We start from the raw sequence: 17,879 nt of genomic DNA on the forward strand, positions 1-17,879 counted from the left end.
TTTTCGGAACAGGTCATGGGCCAGACAACGATGAGAAAGCTGGTCGCCACCACCCTGTTGATCCTGCTCGCCGTCGGTCCGGCCGCGAGCCTGCGTGCCCAGGATCAGGCCCTCGAGACCGGAGACACCCAACCCACCGACCTGCGCTCGCTCCAGGCCGAGTATCGTGACGAACAGGTTCGCGCCCGCCGGCTGCGCGCCGACGCCGTGGACGCACAGACAGAACTGGCGGCACTGGAGCGCCAGCTGTCCGCCCTGCGCCAGGCCCGAGATACCGACGACGCCCAGTTGAACGCCCAGCGCGCCCGCCTGTCCGAACTGGCGCGCCAGGAGACGGCGCTTGTCGCGGACCTGTCGGGGGAGCGCGCCGTGCAGGGCCGGCTGCTGTCGGCCCTGCAGATGATGAGCCGGCGCCCGCCGCCACCCCTGCTGATCCCGTCCGACAAGGCCGTGGACACGGTCCGCGCCGCCATATTGATGCGCGCCATGACGCCGGAGCTCGCCCGCCGCGCCCGGGTTCTGGCGGATCGTCAGGCCGAGATTACCCGCATCCGCCGCCTCGCCGTCCTGTCCAGCGAACGGTTGCTGACCGTCGAGAGCGCCCAGGGCGACCGGCGCGGCGAGATCGAGGCCCTGAGCACACGCAAGACCGCCCTGCTGGCCGTGCTGCGCGCCGACGCCCAGCGCAGCGAGCGCGCCGCCGCCGTGCTGGAAGCCCGCATCCGGGCTCTGGGCGGCACCGTCGGATCAGCGCCCGACATGGACGCGGAGCCCGTCGCAACCCGCCTGCCCGGCGGTCGCGCCCGCCTGACCTCGCCCCTGCCCGGCCTGCCCAGCGGCGGTTTCGGCGACGGATCGACCGGCCTGCGCTGGAAGGGCGACGGCCGCACCGTCTCCGCCCCCGCCTCCGCCGTCGTCGACTACGCCGGCCCCCTCAACGGCTGGGGCCAGGTGGTGATCCTGGATCTCGGCCCCGGCTGGCGCGTCGTCCTGGCGGGATTGGACAGCGTCTCGGTCGAGACCGGTGCCCGCGTCTCCGACGGCCAGGGCCTGGGCAAGGCCGCCACCGACGGCGAGGTCTATTTCGAACTCCGCCGCGAGGACCGCCCCATCGATCCGGGACGCTGGCTCCAGTAGCGGTATTCAGATGGCGATGTTCTTCCCCCGCATGCGGGGGAAAGCGGTCCGTCGTCGAGCGAAGCGAGACCAGGACCGATGGGGGAAGTCTTACTTCTTCGCCCTGCATGACACTGCCCCCATCGTCGCTGGATCGCTTCGCGATCGACGCGACACTTCCCCCGCTGCGCGGGAGAAGAAGATTCTCGATTCACCCTCCCTCTCTGATCTCTACGCACCACTTTGATGCAGCATTTCTTGCGCGAACCGCTAGAAGACCGGTCAGAAATCACGCGCACACGCCGCCGCACCGCCTTCCAGAACACGACCCATGCAAGACACCGTCCGCCGCATCCTGACCGCCCGCGTCTATGACGTGGCGATCGAGAGCCCGCTCGATCCCCTGCCGCGCCTGAGCGCACGCCTGGGTCGGCCGGTGTTGCAGAAGCGCGAGGACCTGCAGCCGGTGTTCTCGTTCAAGATCCGGGGGGCCTACAACAAGGTCGCCGGGCTGGACGCGGCTTCCCTGGCGCGCGGCGTGATCTGCGCCTCGGCCGGCAATCACGCGCAGGGCCTGGCCCTGGCGGCGACCCGGCGCGGCGCGGTCTCGACCATCGTCATGCCTGTGACCACCCCGGCCATCAAGGTGGCGGCGGTCAGGGCGCGCGGCGGCAATGTCGTCCTGCATGGCGAAACCTTCGACGAGGCCTATGCCCACGCCCGCGCGATCGAGGCTGAAACCGGCGCCGTCTTCGTCCACCCCTTCGACGACCCGGAGGTCATCGCCGGCCAGGGCACGGTGGGGCTGGAGATCATGCGCCAGCACTCCGGTCCGATCGAGGCCGTCTTCGTGCCGATCGGCGGCGGGGGCCTGGCGTCGGGCGTCGCCGCCATCGTCAAATTCCTGAGGCCCGAGACCAGGGTCATCGGGGTCGAGCCGGTCGATGCCGCCACCATGAAGACCGCCATCGACGCCGGCCGGGTGGTCACCCTCAACAGCGTCGGCGTCTTCGCCGACGGGGTGGCGGTGCTGCGCGCGGGCGACGAGACCTTCCGCCTGTGCAAGGACCTGCTGGACGATATCATCCTGGTCGACACCGACGCGATCTGCGCCGCGATCAAGGACATCTTCGACGACAGCCGCGCCGTCGCCGAGCCCTCCGGGGCCCTGGCCCTGGCTGGGCTCAAGGCCTGGGCCGCGCTGAATCCGTGCACGGACAATGACGCCGCCCTGATCGCCATCAACTCGGGGGCCAACGTCAATTTCGACCGGTTGCGCCACATCGCCGAGCGGGCCGAGATCGGCGAGGGGGCCGAGGCCCTGCTGGCCGTCGCCCTGCCCGACGAACGCGGTGCCTATGCCCGGTTCCTGCGCCTGCTGGACGGCCGGTCGGTGACCGAGTTCAACTATCGCTGGGCCCCGGACGGCGCGGCCCATTTCTTCGTCGGCGTCGCCCTGCGCAGCGGCCCGCACGAGAAGGAAGACCTGATCGCCACCCTCCAGACCTCGGGCTACCGCGTCGAGGACATGAGCGACAACGAGACCGCCAAACTGCACGTCCGCTACATGGTCGGCGGCCGTGCGGCGGGACTGGAGGGCGAACGCATCCTGCGCTTCCAGTTCCCCGAACGCCCCGGCGCCTTCCTGCGCTTCCTGAATGCGCTCCAGCCCGCCTGGGCCCTGACCCTGTTCCACTATCGCAACCATGGCGACGATGTCGGCCGCGTCCTGGCCGGAATCCAGGTCCCGCCTTCGGAACTGAACGCCCTCACCGAAGCCCTGAACGACCTCGGCTACCCGTACGTCGACGAAACCGACAACCCGGCCAGCCGGCTGTTCCTGGACGGGGTCTAGCCGATGAGCTCTTCTCGAATGACCTGAATGAGCGGGGCGACGCCATCGGACCCGGGATAGACAACCCGACCTTCGTTGGCCGCTGCGCTCGTCCGTTCCAGCTTGACCCCGGTGATCATGCGAATCCGCTCATCCATTCGCGCCGAGACAGCTGTCGGGGCGTGTTCGGCCCGACAATCGGCATAGGCGGCGTCACGCACGATACAGCTGATGTCCACGGGCGTCGGTACGCGCGGGGCAGGCGGGGTCTCGGGCCGCTCCTGGCGTCGGGCTGTACCGCTGATGCTGCGGCTCCGCTGGCGCTGATTGGGACGGTCATCGGCGTGCTCCGCCTCCCACTCCGTCTTCAGATCGGGGCCGGCGCGCACGAGTTGGTCCCGCTCATCGCTGACCCCATAGCCACAGGCCACAAGGACGCGGTCGAGATTGGCATTCTCGGTCGGGAGGTCAAATCTGGCCCGCATCGGTGCCGGCGCTCCCGGTGCGGTGCGAACCTCGAACAGGCCGCCGCCTCTGAGAAACCGCGCGTCACGTCCGGAAACCAGACTGGTGAACACGGTCGCGCCGGGCTGGGCCGCCCAGGTCTGAACGTCGGTCCTTCCGTCGGCACGCGATGCCGACAGCGTACGGATCACCTCGGTCGAGGCCGGCAGGCCGACGAGGACGACTTTCAGAGCTCCCGCCTGACACTGCGCCACCACCGCCTTGCCGCCATCGTACCGGACCGTCGCGACAGTCAGTTGCCGGGCCGCATCCTCGCCGAACTCCCAGTCATCGTCCTGGGCGAAGGCCAGCGTCGGCGCGCAGATCGCCGCCGCCACCAACATCGCGACCCCGCCGCGTCCAGATCCGAAACCACCCATCGGAGACCTCCCCACGACCCTGTCCTTCCCGCACGCTAATGCGAGACGCCCGCCATTGCGAGCCGCACCTGTTCGTTCACGCATCGCCAGCAGCACCGCCCTGCCATCGGCGCATCCGGGCCGACCGATCGCGCAATCGCGGATGACGACGCGCCCCGCGGCCCTACACCGGGGCATCCCCTCATCCGGAGCTCGCCATGTCCTCGATCACCCGTCCCCTGCTCCGTCCCTGGCCGCTCGCCGGCATCGGTCTGATCCTCGTCGTGGCGGCCTGGGTCGCGCTGGCACAGGCCGGGTTGCTGCCTCTGTGGTCGCATCCCCATGCCCCGGACCTGGCCCTGCTGGCCGCCCAGCCGGTGGTGATCCAGTTGCATGTCGGCGCCGCCCTGTCGGCCCTTCTGATCGGCACCGTCCTGTTGCTCGGCGTCAAGGGCAACACCCTGCACCGGACGCTCGGCTGGTCCTGGGTGATCGCCATGGCGACCGTGGCGATCAGCTCCTTCTTCATCCGGACCAGCGGGACCTTTTCCTGGATCCACCTGCTCAGCGGCTGGACCGTGATCGCCCTGCCCATGGCCGTGTTCGCCGCCAGACGTCACGACATCAAGTCGCACCGGCGCGGCATGACCGGCCTGTTCGTCGGCGGCCTGCTGATCGCCGGCCTGTTCACCTTCGCGCCCGGCCGGCTGATGTGGAAGATCGTCTTCGGCTGAAGGAGCCTATTCGCCCTGGGCCGCCCTGATCGCGTGGTGGGCGCGAACGATGGAGTTCGCGACTTCCTGGGTCTGGCTGCCCGCATTGCCCAGGTTCCGCTCGGACTTGTAGAGCCCGTTCAGATAGGCCCTGTCCAGGTCAGTCAGGCCCGGCGTGCCCTGCGGATCGTCGAACAGGTTCAGGATGGTGGCATAGCCCCGCGTCTCCGCCTCAGGATCGACCTGGGCCAAGGCCAGGAAGCTCAGATAATCCGCCAGCTGATCCGGCGTGGTGCCCTCAAGCTTGCCCGCATCGACGACGATGTAGACCTTGGACAGGTTGTCGACGATCTCGCTGCGGAGCCGCGACGACACCGTGGTCCGCACCGAGGGGGCATAGGCAAAGGTCGTGTCCTGGCCGCCGACGCCCGCACCATTGCCGATGATATCGCCGGGCAGGCGGGTGGCGCGCTCGCCGGTGTCGGAAAAGACCGGCATGCTGGAATGCCACCAGCGGACGGGGGCGTCAGTGGTCTGGAACTTCGCAAGCTGGGTGCGGCCGCGATCGGTGCCCGATCCGCCGCTGACGAACCGGCGCGGCGCCTGGGCGACGAAGGCCTGGGTCACGGGGTCGGCGTCCACCGCGAAGATGATGATGACATTGGGGTCGCAGCCTGGCCCTGCGGGATTCAGGCCCACGCTCATCGCGGTCTGCGCGATCCGGTCGATGAAGTATTGCGCCTCTGCGGTCCTCAGATTGACCGTGCCCGGACAGACGCTGCGGCTCCAGCGGGCCAGGTCGCGGTTGCGCACCGGGGCCCCGACATCGACCACGAAATCATGCACCAGGTTTTCGAGCCGGCGTCCGGTGACCTCGAGGTCATTGAGCTGGAACGGGGTGTCCGGATCGACCTGCGGCGGCGCAGCGGCCGGGACAGGCTGTGCGGACAAGGCCAGGGCGGCGAGCGCGGCGATCAGCATGGCGGCATCCTCGTCGGCCGGGCGTACCCCGGCCGTCAGATCAGTCTAAACCCGTCACCGAATGGGGTCGAGCCCCGGCTCACACCGCCTCGTCACCGGGCCTCGTGCGCCAGCAGCCACCGCTTGCGTTCCAGCCCGCCGGCATAGCCGGTCAGGGTGCCGTTGGCCCCGATCACCCGGTGGCAGGGCACGATCAGGGCGACGGGGTTCTGGCCGTTGGCGAGCCCCGCGGCCCGCACCGCCTTCGGCCGCCCGATCGCCGCCGCCAACTGGCCATAGGTCCGCGTCTCGCCCGCCGGAATGGCGCGCAGGGCGGCCCAGACCTCATGCTGGAATGGCGTCCCGTTGGTGCGCACGACCAGCCCGTCCAACGCCCGCCGATCGCCCGCGAAATAGGCCGTCACCGCCGCCCGCGTCGTCTCCGGCGCCGCGCCCGGCTCGAGCACGAACGCCCCGTGATGCCGCGTCAGAAGCCGCATCATCCGCGCCTCATAGTCCTCGAAATCCAGCGCCACGACGGCGCCGTCGGCATCGACGACCAGCAGCACTTCCCCGACCGGGGTCGCGATCCGGTCCAGGATGAAGGTCTCAGGCTGCGCGCTTTTCATCGTCGTTCTCCAGGTCTCGCGCCGACACTCCTGCCGTCCGCAGGTGCAGGGCACCGTAAGCCCGCCAGGGCCGCCATCGCTCGGCGCGCGCCATGGCCCGCACCTCGAAATCCTCGGGCAACCGATCGCTCGGCGCCGTCTGTCCGACATCGATCCAGGCGCCGGGCAGACGCAGCCCCGGCCGCGCCTCGATCAAAGCCTTCAGTCCCGGGTCGGCCGACAGATCCCGCGCGATCGCGTCGGGATCGGCCGACAGGTCAAACACGCGCCGTACCCGCGCCAGCACCCCCGGCAGGGCCCTGAGGTCCGAGGCCTCGACCGTGACCTCGACCCGCCCGGGTCGCCCGAAGGCCACCACGATCCGGCCGTCCGTACCGTCGATCGCGACGGTCAGGGCCCGCAACCAGCGGCCGTCGTCCACCGCGTCACCGCGCGACGCCAGCGCCGCCAGCATGGCCTGACGGTCGTACGGCTCGCGGTAGGTCAGCCCCAACCGGACCCCCACCTCGGCCGCCCGCTCCTTGCGCCGCCGCAGCGCCGAGGGCGGTCGTCCGTACAAGGATTGAAAGGTCTCGTTGAACCGCCGCACACTGCCGAAGCCGGACGCCAGCGCCACCTCGGCCATCGACAGATCGGTCTCGTGGATCAGCTGTTTGGCCAGCAGCACGCGCCGGGTCTGGGCTACGCTGACCGGGGCGGCCCCCAGATGCTGCCGAAAAAGTCTGCGAAGTTGTCGCTCCCCTACCCCCAGCCGGCCGGCGAGGGCATCGACGTCGGCCTCATCCAGCGCCCCCGCCTCGATCAGGGCCAGCGCCCGGCTGACGGTGTTGGACGTGCCCCGCCAGGCCCCCATATCGGGCGCCGTCTCGGGCCGGCAGCGCAGACAGGCCCGGAACCCCGCCTCCTCCGCCGCCGCAGCGGTCGGGTAGAAGATCATGTTCTCGCGTTTGGGCGTCCGCGCCGGACAGACCGGCCGACAATAGATGCCGGTCGAGGTCACCCCGCCGAAGAACCGTCCGTCGAACCGCGCATCGCGGGTCAGCACGGCCCGGTAGCAGGCCTCCTGATCCAATGTGTCGCGCGCCGTTTCCATGACGCCAACATGGGGGCTGATCGCCCCCATGTCTCGCGGTTTTCGGACATGACGAGTCAGACGAGGCTGGGCTTGAGCCGATCCGCACCGGGCGACGGCTTGCCTGTCACCAGCCGCCACAGGGCACCGGAGGCCTCGAACACGCTGGTCACGAAGCCGATGGCCACCACCAGCATGATGATCGTCGCCAGGGCCCAGTCGTGGGTCTGCACCATGGTCGCCACCCGCTCGATAAGGGTCTGGAGACTGTCGGCGCGGATCAGCGGCGACAGGGGCGAGGCCATCCACAGCCAGCCGTAGAAGCAGGCCCGCGTCACGCTGAGAGCCAGGTCGCCGAGCCCGGTCAGCCGCACCGATCCCGGCATGGCCGCCCGCGCCAGCCCGAACACGATCCGCGCCACGGCATAGGCGATGACGGGCCAGTAGATCAGGCCCAGGGTCTGGATCACCAGTTGCGAATAGCTGACCCCGTCGATGGTCACGGCCAGGTCGATGGGCCGCAGGTCGCGCGTCGTCAGCAGCCCCGTCCACCACAGCAGGAAGACGGCCCAGGCGATGGCGCTGGCCACGCCGCGCGCGGCCGGCGACATCTGGCCGCTCACGCCCCGCACCCGCCCCCTGGCCCGATCGGCCGCGCCGCTTTGGGTCGGACCGTTCTCGGACAGGGCCCGTGATACGCTGTCGGCGTCAAAGGCCGCGATTTCGAAAAGGCCCAGGTCCTTGACCCGCCAGTCGCGGATGAAGGCCGGCTTCTCCTTCTGGCGCTCGATGATGAAGGCGGCCAGGGTGGCCAGACCCACGATGGTGATCGCGCCGTTGAAGACGTTGGCAAAGGCATGGCCGATCGCCTGGCCCGCCATCATGTCCCCCGCGAACACACGCACCACCAGGCCGATGACCGTGATCGCGGCCATGGCGACCAGCGCCACCTTCACCCCGAACATCCACCAGGGATAGAGCTCCGGCCCGACCACATGCTGGGGACCGGAGCCGTAGCGGGCGGCGACGGTCAGGGGGTGGCCCACCTCGCGCAGCACAGCCTCCTTTTCCGCCTCGGTCAGGGGTCGGCCGAGGCTCTCCTCGCGGTCCTCCATCCGGGTCTGGATGGCGTCGCGCAGCTCGGCGATGATGTCGTCGCGCGTGGCCCGGGGCAGTTGCGCCGCCACGGCCTTCAGATATCGGTCTGTCAGGGTCATCCTGGTTGCTCCAAGGTCGGGATTGTTCAGAGAATTCGGTCGAGCGAGGCGTTGATGCCCCGCCATTCGTCGGTCAGGGCCGCCAGCATCGCCTCGCCCATCGGCGACAGGACGTAGAAGCGCTTTTTCCGCTTCTCTTCCTCGCGCCATTCGCTGGCCAGCAGCCCCTGGCTCTCCAGCCGGCGCAGCAGCGGATAGAGGGTCGATTCCTCCATCTCCAGCCCATCGGCGGCCAGGGCCTGGCGCAGCGTGTAGCCGTAGCGTTCGGTCCTCAGGCAGGCGAGCACCGCCAGCACCAGCGACCCGCGCCGCAGCTCCAGCCGCATGGATTCAAAAAGTTCGGCATCGATCGTCATGGCTGATCCCGCTCGTCACATAGTGTGTGACATACAGTGTATGCCGCATACTGTGCGACCGAGTCAACCGCTTCGGGTATTACCCGGCCATCGCGACCCGATGGCCGAGGTGCCGAGGTCTACTTCGTCAGATAAAACAGTCGCTCCACCGTCGTGTCCAAAGCCTGGGCCAGGCTGAGCGCCAGCAGGGTCGATGGCACGAACACACCGTTTTCGACCGTGTTGATCGTTTTTCGCGATACGCTGGCGCGTTCGGCCAGTTCGGCTTGGGTCAGACCGGCGGCGGTGCGGATTTTCTTCAGCCGTGAGCCCAGCCGGGGATCACCCACCCCGACCGGCCTTCCAGTCGAGCCAGACGAACGACAGCCCGGCGGCCGAAACGGCCAGGCCCAGGGTCGGCGGCAGCGCCATCAGACCCCACACGGGCTGGAGTATCGTCAGGACAAGCGCCGTCGTCACGCCCAAGAGTAGCACGAAGAACGAAACCATCACCGCGCGCGTCCGCATCTGGCGCGACAGTTCGTCGTTCAGCCATCGGCGATCCCGTATCAATTGCCAGTCCCACCCCATCAGGATGATCGGCACCAGCCAGGCATAGGCGATCACAACACCCAGCAACCGCCCATCTCCATCCCGCTCCACCCCGGCCATGGATCGATGGATTTCCAGCGAGGCCCCGAACGAGGCCGCCATCAGGACGATCGAATAGAGCACCAGCATTCCGGCTCTCCGCCTTTGGGCCCTCGCCTCTTGGTGCGGGTCCGTTGGGGATCTCAGCCGCGAAGCCCGGGTCTGGTAGGTGGCGGCAAGAAGCAGGACGGCCAACGTCACAAGCGCCAGGCCGACGAGAATGGCCCCATTGGTCCACTGACCATCAATACCCGCCTTCAGCCCCGGCTCTAGCCCTTCGTCTCGGGCGACCACGCCCACGATGGTCAAACCCGTTCCGGCGAAGGTCAGTAGCCCACCAATCCTTCGAGACGTCGTGCGCCAATCAGCCATTCGCGCTCCGTTCATCGCCATTCCCCCCCCAACATCATGTCACCTTGGGGTTACAAATCACCTATAGGTTACATTGCGTCAAACACCGTTCGAACTTTGGAAGGCCCTGAGTAAGTGCTGACCCGCCCGAGGGCTGCGCCTCAGCGTCCTCTCGGAGAACGAGGAAAAGTGGGCGTCCCGACCTCGTGGGGCGAGGTCGGGACGCCGGGGCCGACAACCCCCTACGGTCAGGCGGAGGGTGATGCGGACCGCAGCCGGGGCGCTTTCGCGATCGCCCGGCCGGGCAGATCCACACTGCCGATTTCCCACGCCCCGCGAAACCTGCGGATTTCCATAGGTAGGGTCAGATCGGCTCGATTTGCTGGAACAGCAGGCCCCGCGCCACCGCCTCGGGCAGGCTTCGGGCACCCAGCTTCTTGCGGGCATTCTTCAAGTGCATCCCGACCGTCACCTCGGCGAGCATCAGGTCGTGGGCGATGGCGCTGATGCGGCTGCCCCGCGCGACATGTTGCAGACAGTCCCGTTCGCGCGCCGACAGCTCGGCCGCGCCATAGCGTCGCCGCATCAGTTCCCCGACGGCCCCGGCGTGGAACAGATTGGCCAGGGCCACCAGGCTGGGGCCGTTCTCGCGGATGAGACGGAAGGTGTCGTTGGCGGCCATTGAGGATCCGAACACGATCCCCGCGCCCGGCCTGCTCATGCCGATGGCACCCGGCAGGGAGATCAGCACCCCGGCGTTCAGCCCCGCCTCACTGGCCTCGCCCAGCACCTTGGAGGGTCCGAAATGCGACGCCGTCTCGAACAGCACCGGCCCCGGTCCCGAGGCCCGAACGTGATCGACCAGCGGGTCATCCAGGTCGTACTGGTGCTCCACATAGTGATCGATCCAGTCGCTGCGCATGGTCGACATGGCGGGCGATCCCCGCGCCTGCATCCGGTCGTGGGTCTCGATGTCGAGAAACGCGTAGTTGATCTGGTCCAGACCAATCCGGGCCAGGCCGCGCGTCATCACGTCCCAACGCCCGTTGGCATCCGTCTCGGCCAGGAGCGCCGAGAAGTCATCCGCGATGGAAGGTCCACTAGCCGACATACCAGAATTCCCCACAACTCACAGTGTTACGGGAAGGTGGCCGCTTCAAGTGAAAAGACGATTCGTCACATTCGCAGGCCTCCACCCGGTTTCCATTTGGCCGCCAGCCGCTAAACCGGACGAACCACCTTCGGGGATTTCCATGTCGCTTCGCCGTCTGCTGCCCTTCGCCGCCGCGCTCGCTCTGTCGGGGATGTCCCTGTGTGGAGCCGCCGCCGCCCAGTCCCTGATCCCCGGGGCGGCCTACGACACGTCCGTCCCGACGGTGACATCCGTCCTCGGCTACGACAGCGGTGAGAAGATCACCCGCTCCGCAGACGTGCTGCGCTATTTCGAGGCCCTGCGTGCCGCCGCGCCCGACCGCGTCGTCATCGGCGAGCAGGCCCGCACCCATGAGGGCCGGCCGGTGTTCTGGGCCGCCGTGGGCTCTCCCGCCAACATCGCCCGCCTGGACCGGATCAAGGCCAACTCCCGGGCCCTGGCCGACCCCCGCCTTACCAGCCCCGCCGACGCCGCCCGCATCATCGCCGATCAGCCGGTGATCGTCTGGCTGGCCTATTCGGTGCATGGCAATGAGATCAGCCCCGCCGACGCCGCCATGTCCGCCGCCCGCCACCTGCTGGCCTCGCGCGATCCGGCGGTGCAGGGGTGGCTCGCCAACACCCTGGTCGTCTTCGTCCCGACCCAGAACCCGGACGGTCGCGAGCGTTTCCTGAACGGCAATGCCGCCGGGTTCGGCACGGTCGCCAACCCCGATCCCCTGTCGGCCGAGCGCGACGAGCCCTGGCCGTCGGGCCGCTTCAACCACGACATGTTCGACCTGAACCGCGACTGGTTCATCCAGACCCAGCCCGAGACGCGCGGCCACGCCGCCCAGGTCCGCGACTGGCGGCCCCAGGTTCTGGTCGACGCCCACGAGATGGGCACCGACGATACCTTCTTCTTCCCGCCCGAGGCCCAGCCGCTGAACCCGCTGATCGCCCCCTCGACCCTGGAAAGCCGCGAGATCATCGGCCGCAACACCGCCCGCCGCTTCGACCAGCAGGGCATCCCCTATTTCAACCGCCAGGTCTTCGACGCCTTCTATCCGGGCTATGGCGACGGCTGGCCCGGCTATCTGGGCGCGGTGTCGATGACCTATGAACAGGGGTCGGCGCGGGGTCTGGCGGCGCGGCGCTCGTCGGGCGAGATCCTGACCTATCGCGAGACGGTGCGGAACCATCTGGTGGCCAGCCTGTCCACGATCGAGGCCTCCTCGGCCAACCACGACCGGCTGCTGAACGCCTTCTACGCCTTCCATGTCGAGGGGATGCGCGGACGCGGGGCCTATGTCCTGACCCCGCCCGCCTACGACCCCATGGCCGCAGACCGTCTGGCCGGGCTGCTGGTCTCGTCGGGCATCGAGGTCGGGCGCGCCGACGCCGGCTTCACGGCCTGCGGCAAATCCTATCCCGCCGGGTCCTATGTCGTGAACCTCAGCCAGCCCAACAGCCGCATGGCCGAGGTCCTGCTGACCCGCGACGTCCCCGTCCCCGCCGACTTCCTGGCCGAACAGGAGCGCCGTCGCGCGCGCGGCCTGGGCGACGAGATCTATGACGTCACCGCCTGGTCCCTGCCCCTGATGTTCAACGTCCCGTCGGACAAATGCGCCTCGGCTCCCGCCGTCGCCGTCACGGCCGCCACCGAGGATCAGGTCATCCCGCGCGGCGTGGACAACCCCGACGCCGCCTACGGCTTCCTCGTCGCCCCCGGTCTGGCCGGCACCGGCCTGATGGTCGAGGCACTCAAGGACGGCGTGCAGTTGCGCAGTCTGGACAAGCCCTTCACCCACGCCGGCCGCCGCTGGCCCGCCGGCACCCTGGTCATACCCCTCGCCGGCAATTCGGCCGACCTGCCCCAACTCATGGGCGAACTGGCCACGTCGAAGGGGGCCGAGGTCGTCGGCATCGACGACTCCTGGGTCTCCGACGGCCCCGGCTTCGGCTCGGCCGATGCGGTCGCGATCCGGGCCCCGCGCATCGCCCTGGCCTGGGACGACCCGACCGACCCCTCGGCCGTCGGCGCCACCCGCTATGTGCTGGAGCGGTCGCTGGGCTATCCCGTCACCGTGGTGCGGACCTCCAACCTGGCCTCCGCCGACCTCGACGGCTTCCAGGTCGTGATCCTGCCCGACGGCCGCGACTATGCCGGAATGCTCGGCGAGGGCGGCGTCGCCCATCTGCGCGAATGGGTCGAACAGGGCGGCACATTGATCGGCCTCGGCAACGCGACCCGCCTGCTGACCGCGCCGGAGTCGAAGATGCTGGCCGCCCGGCGCGAGACCGCCGTCGCCTCCGATGACGCCAAGTCCGACGCCCCCTCCGACAAGCCCCGCGTCCCCGGCACGGCCATCGCCTCCAGCGCCGCGTATGACAGCCTGATCCACGGCGGAGAGCGCGGCCCCGACAGCGTCGCCGGCGTCCTGGCCACCGCCGAGGTCGATCCCGAACACTGGCTCTCGGCCGGCGTCGCCCCGACCCTGAACTTCCTCGTCAGGGGCGCCGACATCTATACCCCACTGAAGCGCGGCGAGGGCACCAACGTCGCTCGTTTCACCTCCGCCGACACCCTGCTGGCCTCAGGCCAGCTCTGGGCCGAGAACCGTCGCCAGCTCGCCTTCAAGCCCGCCGTCATGGCCGCCCCCCAGGGCGAAGGCTGGCTCATCGCCTTCCCCAGCGACCCGACCTTCCGGGGCTATATGGACGGCCTGGAAGTCATCTTCGCCAACGCGGTGTTCAGGGGGCCGGCCCACAGTTCACCGGCGTGGTGACCCCCGGCCCGCGCTGGCAGGTCAGCTTCCCTAAGGGCAATTACGTAGTGCAACCTTAAGTCCCCCTTATCCACATTGTTCGAAAGGTTTTAGGACAAGGACGACCGAGGGCCGCCCTTCTCGGGAAAGAGAGCAAAGCCGTGTCCAATCAAGCCGTCGAGAGCCGCATCAAGTTCATGAAGCTTGATGAGGCGGCGCGTTCGCGCATCAAGTCCATCAAGCCGCTGATCATGAAGGAGATGCCGGCGGCTCTGGACGGGTTCTACGAACAGGTCCGGGCCACGCCCGAGACCAGGGTCTTCTTCAAGGACGATGGCCATATCGACGCCGCGCACAAGAAGCAGCTGGCGCACTGGGACATCATCTCGAGCGGGCTCTACGACGAACGCTATGCCGAGGGCGTCAACAAGGTGGGCGAGGTCCATGCCCGCATCGGCCTGGAACCTCGCTGGTACATCGGCGGCTATGCCCTGGTGCTGGAGGCCATGGTGGCCAAGGTCGTCGAGGCGCGCTGGCCCAGACATGCCCTGAACGTCCGTGGCGTGACGGCAGGATCGACGGCGGCCGAGCTGGGAGCCCTGGTCAAGGCGACGCTGCTGGATATGGACCTGGCGGTGTCGGTCTATCTGGAGGCCCTGGAGACCCGCCGGAAAATCGCCGAGACGGAGCGTCAGGAGGCCGAGGACCAGCAGAACCGGGTCGTCGCCGCGCTCGCCGAGGGCCTCAAGGACATGGCGGCCGGTGATCTGACCACCCGCATGGATATCGAGGTCGAGCCCCGGTTCCAGGGCCTCAAGGACGACTTCAACAAGACCGTGGAAACCCTGGCGGCGACGATGCAGTCCATCTCCGGATCCGCCACCGCCGTCCTCAATGGTTCCGAAGAGATCGCCTCGGCCTCCGAGGAGTTGTCCAAGCGCACGGAGCAGCAGGCCGCCTCGCTGGAACAGACCGCTGCGGCCCTGGAACAGATCACGGTGACGGTGAAGCGCACGGCTTCCGGCTCGCAGCAGGCGGCCCAGGTCGTGGCGACGGCCAAGGGCGACGCCCAGGCCTCGGGCGAGGTCGTCGATCGCGCCATCGCCGCCATGGGCCAGATCGAGAAATCGGCGTCCGAGATCAACCAGATCATCGGGGTCATCGACGAGATCGCCTTCCAGACCAATCTGCTGGCCCTGAACGCCGGGGTCGAGGCGGCGCGGGCGGGCGATGCCGGTCGCGGCTTTGCGGTGGTGGCCCAGGAAGTCCGGGCCCTGGCACAGCGGTCGGCCGAGGCCGCCAGGGAGATCAAGGGCCTGATCTCCACCTCGGGCCAGCAGGTCAGCCGGGGCGTGGCCCTGGTCGGCGAGACGGGCGAGAGCCTGACCCGGATCGTGGAACAGGTCGCCACCATCGACGGTCTGGTGTCCGAGATCAGCGCCTCGGCCCAGGAACAGGCGGCCAGCCTCAGCGAGGTCAATATCGCCGTCAACCAGATGGACCAGATGACCCAGCAGAACGCCGCCATGGTCGAGGAATCCACCGCCGCCTCCATGTCGCTGAAGAGCGAGGCAGAGGAACTGGACGGGCTGGTGTCCCGGTTCAAGGTCGGCGCCGCCCTGACCGCCAGAAGGCCGAACCCGGTGCATGCGGCCCAATCCCGGATCGAGACCCTCGCGCGGCCCCGGCCATCCCGCCCGGCGCCCCGCTCGGTCGGCAACACGGCGCTCAAGGCCGCCGAGTGGGAGGAGTTCTGACCATGACGCCGTTTGAAACCGAGGCCGCGTCCGCAACCGGCGTCATGCTGGAGCTGATCTCCTTCGAGATCGGGGGTCAGGAATACTGTATCGACGTCCGTTCGGTGCGCGAGATCCGGGGCTGGACCCCGGCGACCCCCATGCCCCAGACCCCGGACTATATCCTGGGCGTGATCAACCTGCGCGGGGCGGTGATGCCGGTCCTGGACCTGCGCTGCCGCCTGGGCCTGGGCCGGACCGAGCCCTCCAGCCGCCATGTCATCGTGGTCATCCAGCACGGCAGTCGCCTGGCCGGGATCCTGGTCGACGGGGTGCAGGAAACCTTCCAGCTGGCGGCCTCTCTGCTCCAGACCCCGCCCGCCATGGGCTCGGACGCCAGCGAACAGTTCGTCGACGCCATCATCCCGCTGGAAGGCCGCATGCTGTCGCGGCTGGTCGTCGGATCCCTGCTCCCGCTCGAAACGGTCGGCGAAGCCGCCTAGAGGCGGGTCACCTCACACCGCCCGCGTCACCACCGCCTTCCCCGGCACCCCGCCTGCCGGGGCTACAGGGACGGCCTGGAGGCCATCTTCGCCAACGCAGTGTTCCGGGGACCGGCGCACAGTTCATCGGCGTGGTGAGGGGTTCGTGACTGATCGGCGTCAACGCCTCACTTAGTCGGTCGAGGCGATTCCGGTATCTCTCACTATACAGGCGACGCAGACCGAGCGTGCCTTGCGCACTCTATTCTCTGAGGCTTGCGTGGGTCGCACCAAGGTCGGCCGCGACCGCAGCATGAACAGGTGAGGGAAGGCCGTACAGCAGGGTTGATCTGACGAGCCGACGCGCGGCTTCGATCGTCCTTTTCATCCAGATAGGGCACGCGGTGTCGCCCACCCTGGCCGGGCACTCGATGGACAGAGCCTGCACGCCGGAGCGTTTGAGTTGGCTCAAGGTGTCGGAGGTCGGGGGGTTGTGCTCGAGTTTCGCCACGACGAAAAGACAGTAGGGCTGGATCAGCGAAACGGCCTGAAGGAGCGCGCCCTGCGGCACCCCTTCGATGTCGCCGATCTGACAAATCACGCCTCTACTAACCAATCCCTTGGCCTCCACCAGGAGCCGGGCGATCTCGGCCCGTCCACGCTGACTTGAGAGACTGGTGTATGAGACGGGCATGATAAGACTAGGCTGGCGTTCGCCGTCTGGCAGGGCCCGCAGGCTGCTCATTCCGATCGCCGCCGTCGCCAGATCAATCCGCAGGATGTCCGAGCTGGATAATCTACGCACCATCGCGGTGGTCAGGGTGTCATCAGCGCCCGTGACGACCACCTGCCGCGTCAGGCGATGGCCGATCCGGCCGAATGATTTTAGCTCGAAGACGGGTTCCAGTTTGCCGATCACTTCCAGTTGGCGGCCGTCAGAAGAGACGAATGGCGTCCAACGATTCAGGGTCGGGGACGGATGCGCACGCTTGCTCGCCTCATGCTCCAACAGCGCTCCCCGTTCCACTTCGCTAGATTCCACCCTGCGCGCCTGAATCTCGGAGGTGGTGACCTTCGTGACCTGATGTACGCAATCGTCGGCCTGAGTGGCCTCGCCGATGAAATGGGTGAGAATCTCGCGCAGGATTTGCAGACATGCCGCCTGACCCGCATATCGCCCAAGGTCCGGCTGGCAGATGAGGATGTCCGTATCGGAAACCCGAAGGTGATACCCTTGAGAGCCGAGGCGGCGCTGAATCCTGCGATCTACGTGGTCGTGAATCTGATCTCGCCGAGGGCCCCATCGGGTACCCAGACGTTCGACGATGGCGTCCAATGCGATAAGATTGACCTTGCCTTCTATCAACAGGCAGGGCTCGCTGAACGGACCGACGGCGGTGGACAGGTCCACCGAGGTCATCCTCGCGCTATCGTGTGAGTTGGTATCCAGATCTACTTGCGACATGTCTCGCCACCAAATGCAGCCGCGGTCGCCGCTGGTGGGACGGGTATGGTCATGGATCGCCCGTGTCGTGGCGATCAGGGAACCCATTTTGGGCCTCCATCGAGTACCCTGGCCGCCTCTCGCCGCCTAGCAGTCCTCCGTTTGGAGGTGCCTATGGCTTTGGCGGTTTTGGTGGTGGACGGCGATATCGATGCCCTGGCGTCCGTCCGGGCAGTGTTGAGCGGCGAAGATTACGCAGTTCGGGAGGCACCGAACGGCCGACGGGCACTTCAGCGAATCATGGCCGACCCACCGAACCTACTGATCACCGAAATCCTCATGCCGGATGGAGACGGGATTGAGTTGATCTCGGCGGCTCGAACAAACTACCCGGAAATGCGCATCATCGCGGTTTCGAACCGCCGCTTTCTCGGTGATCTCGATTTGCTTAATCTCGCCAGCAAGCTCGGTGCCAACGCCGTTCTGAACAAGCCTGTTCAGGTCGAGACGCTCATCGCTACAATCAAGCGTCTGCTCGGCACGGCTGCCCCGTAGAGGCCTGTCCTTTCGTCGGAGT

The 17,879-nt window shown here is 67.9% G+C and carries 17 protein-coding genes; 7 read left to right on the forward strand and 10 right to left on the reverse strand.

The genetic code is table 11. The annotated features are described in order from the left end of the window. Positions 1-15 precede the first annotated feature (15 nt). Both O5K39_RS00970 and ilvA read left to right on the forward strand, forming a co-directional pair. Positions 16-1,137, forward strand: coding sequence for a peptidoglycan DD-metalloendopeptidase family protein (locus tag O5K39_RS00970; RefSeq protein WP_271145444.1), 1,122 nt, complete (start codon positions 16-18; stop codon positions 1,135-1,137). A gap of 310 nt (positions 1,138-1,447) precedes the next feature. Then, on the forward strand, positions 1,448-2,971 hold the full coding sequence (ilvA, locus tag O5K39_RS00975; protein ID WP_271145445.1) for a threonine ammonia-lyase, biosynthetic: 1,524 nt from the start codon (positions 1,448-1,450) through the stop codon (positions 2,969-2,971). Here the strand turns inward: ilvA and O5K39_RS00980 are convergent. Further along, a complete protein-coding gene (locus O5K39_RS00980) occupies positions 2,968-3,834 on the reverse strand; it encodes a hypothetical protein (RefSeq protein ID WP_271145446.1) in 867 nt (288 codons plus the stop codon). The two genes, ilvA and O5K39_RS00980, sit on opposite strands and share 4 nt — an antisense overlap. Before the next feature lie 197 nt (positions 3,835-4,031). Between O5K39_RS00980 and O5K39_RS00985 the strand changes: the two genes are divergently transcribed. Then, positions 4,032-4,547, forward strand: coding sequence for a DUF2306 domain-containing protein (locus O5K39_RS00985; RefSeq protein ID WP_271145447.1), 516 nt, complete (start codon positions 4,032-4,034; stop codon positions 4,545-4,547). Positions 4,548-4,553: 6 nt separating this feature from the next. Here the strand turns inward: O5K39_RS00985 and O5K39_RS00990 are convergent, their stop codons facing one another. The 8 genes from O5K39_RS00990 to O5K39_RS01025 all read right to left on the reverse strand — a co-directional run bounded on the left by O5K39_RS00990 (position 4,554) and on the right by O5K39_RS01025 (position 10,852). Continuing rightward, on the reverse strand, positions 4,554-5,507 hold the full coding sequence (locus tag O5K39_RS00990; RefSeq protein WP_271145448.1) for a hypothetical protein: 954 nt from the start codon (positions 5,505-5,507) through the stop codon (positions 4,554-4,556). 92 nt (positions 5,508-5,599) lie between these two features. Continuing rightward, the gene (locus O5K39_RS00995; RefSeq protein ID WP_271145449.1) at positions 5,600-6,115 is read right to left on the reverse strand and encodes a methylated-DNA--[protein]-cysteine S-methyltransferase; all 516 of its coding nucleotides are present in this window, start codon (positions 6,113-6,115) and stop codon (positions 5,600-5,602) included. Next, positions 6,096-7,238, reverse strand: coding sequence for an Ada metal-binding domain-containing protein (locus O5K39_RS01000; RefSeq protein WP_271145450.1), 1,143 nt, complete (start codon positions 7,236-7,238; stop codon positions 6,096-6,098). The genes O5K39_RS00995 and O5K39_RS01000 overlap by 20 nt, the downstream gene beginning before the upstream one ends. 26 nt (positions 7,239-7,264) lie before the next feature. Then, positions 7,265-8,404, reverse strand: coding sequence for a hypothetical protein (locus tag O5K39_RS01005; RefSeq protein ID WP_271145451.1), 1,140 nt, complete (start codon positions 8,402-8,404; stop codon positions 7,265-7,267). A gap of 26 nt (positions 8,405-8,430) precedes the next feature. Next, positions 8,431-8,760: a helix-turn-helix transcriptional regulator gene (locus O5K39_RS01010; protein ID WP_271145452.1), complete on the reverse strand. Its 330-nt coding sequence runs from the start codon at positions 8,758-8,760 to the stop codon at positions 8,431-8,433. 119 nt (positions 8,761-8,879) lie between these two features. Continuing rightward, positions 8,880-9,089 carry a helix-turn-helix domain-containing protein gene (locus O5K39_RS01015; protein WP_271145453.1) on the reverse strand — a complete coding sequence of 70 codons (210 nt, stop codon included), beginning with the start codon at positions 9,087-9,089 and terminating at the stop codon, positions 8,880-8,882. Further along, complete coding sequence (locus tag O5K39_RS01020) at positions 9,082-9,762, reverse strand: hypothetical protein (RefSeq protein WP_271145454.1); 681 nt, start codon at positions 9,760-9,762, stop codon at positions 9,082-9,084. The genes O5K39_RS01015 and O5K39_RS01020 overlap by 8 nt, the downstream gene beginning before the upstream one ends. A gap of 343 nt (positions 9,763-10,105) precedes the next feature. Next, positions 10,106-10,852 (reverse strand): LuxR family transcriptional regulator, encoded by a 747-nt coding sequence (locus O5K39_RS01025; protein WP_271145455.1) that lies wholly within the window; start codon positions 10,850-10,852, stop codon positions 10,106-10,108. Positions 10,853-10,994: 142 nt separating this feature from the next. Here O5K39_RS01025 and O5K39_RS01030 point away from each other — a divergent pair, with 142 nt between their 5' ends. The 3 genes from O5K39_RS01030 to O5K39_RS01040 all read left to right on the forward strand — a co-directional run bounded on the left by O5K39_RS01030 (position 10,995) and on the right by O5K39_RS01040 (position 15,879). Next, positions 10,995-13,661, forward strand: coding sequence for a M14 family metallopeptidase (locus O5K39_RS01030; RefSeq protein ID WP_271145456.1), 2,667 nt, complete (start codon positions 10,995-10,997; stop codon positions 13,659-13,661). 140 nt (positions 13,662-13,801) lie between these two features. Continuing rightward, complete coding sequence (locus O5K39_RS01035) at positions 13,802-15,397, forward strand: globin-coupled sensor protein (RefSeq protein WP_271145457.1); 1,596 nt, start codon at positions 13,802-13,804, stop codon at positions 15,395-15,397. A gap of 2 nt (positions 15,398-15,399) precedes the next feature. Further along, complete coding sequence (locus tag O5K39_RS01040) at positions 15,400-15,879, forward strand: chemotaxis protein CheW (RefSeq protein WP_271145458.1); 480 nt, start codon at positions 15,400-15,402, stop codon at positions 15,877-15,879. A gap of 241 nt (positions 15,880-16,120) precedes the next feature. Here O5K39_RS01040 and O5K39_RS01045 read toward each other — a convergent pair whose 3' ends face one another. Beyond that, positions 16,121-17,410 (reverse strand): hypothetical protein, encoded by a 1,290-nt coding sequence (locus O5K39_RS01045; RefSeq protein ID WP_271145459.1) that lies wholly within the window; start codon positions 17,408-17,410, stop codon positions 16,121-16,123. 66 nt (positions 17,411-17,476) lie between these two features. On the opposite strand from O5K39_RS01045, the gene O5K39_RS01050 reads away from it, so the two are divergent. Next, on the forward strand, positions 17,477-17,857 hold the full coding sequence (locus tag O5K39_RS01050) for a response regulator (protein WP_271145460.1): 381 nt from the start codon (positions 17,477-17,479) through the stop codon (positions 17,855-17,857). Positions 17,858-17,879: the final 22 nt, after the last annotated feature.

Origin of the sequence: Brevundimonas sp. NIBR10 (genome assembly GCF_027912515.1) — a bacterium.
Lineage (GTDB): Bacteria > Pseudomonadota > Alphaproteobacteria > Caulobacterales > Caulobacteraceae > Brevundimonas.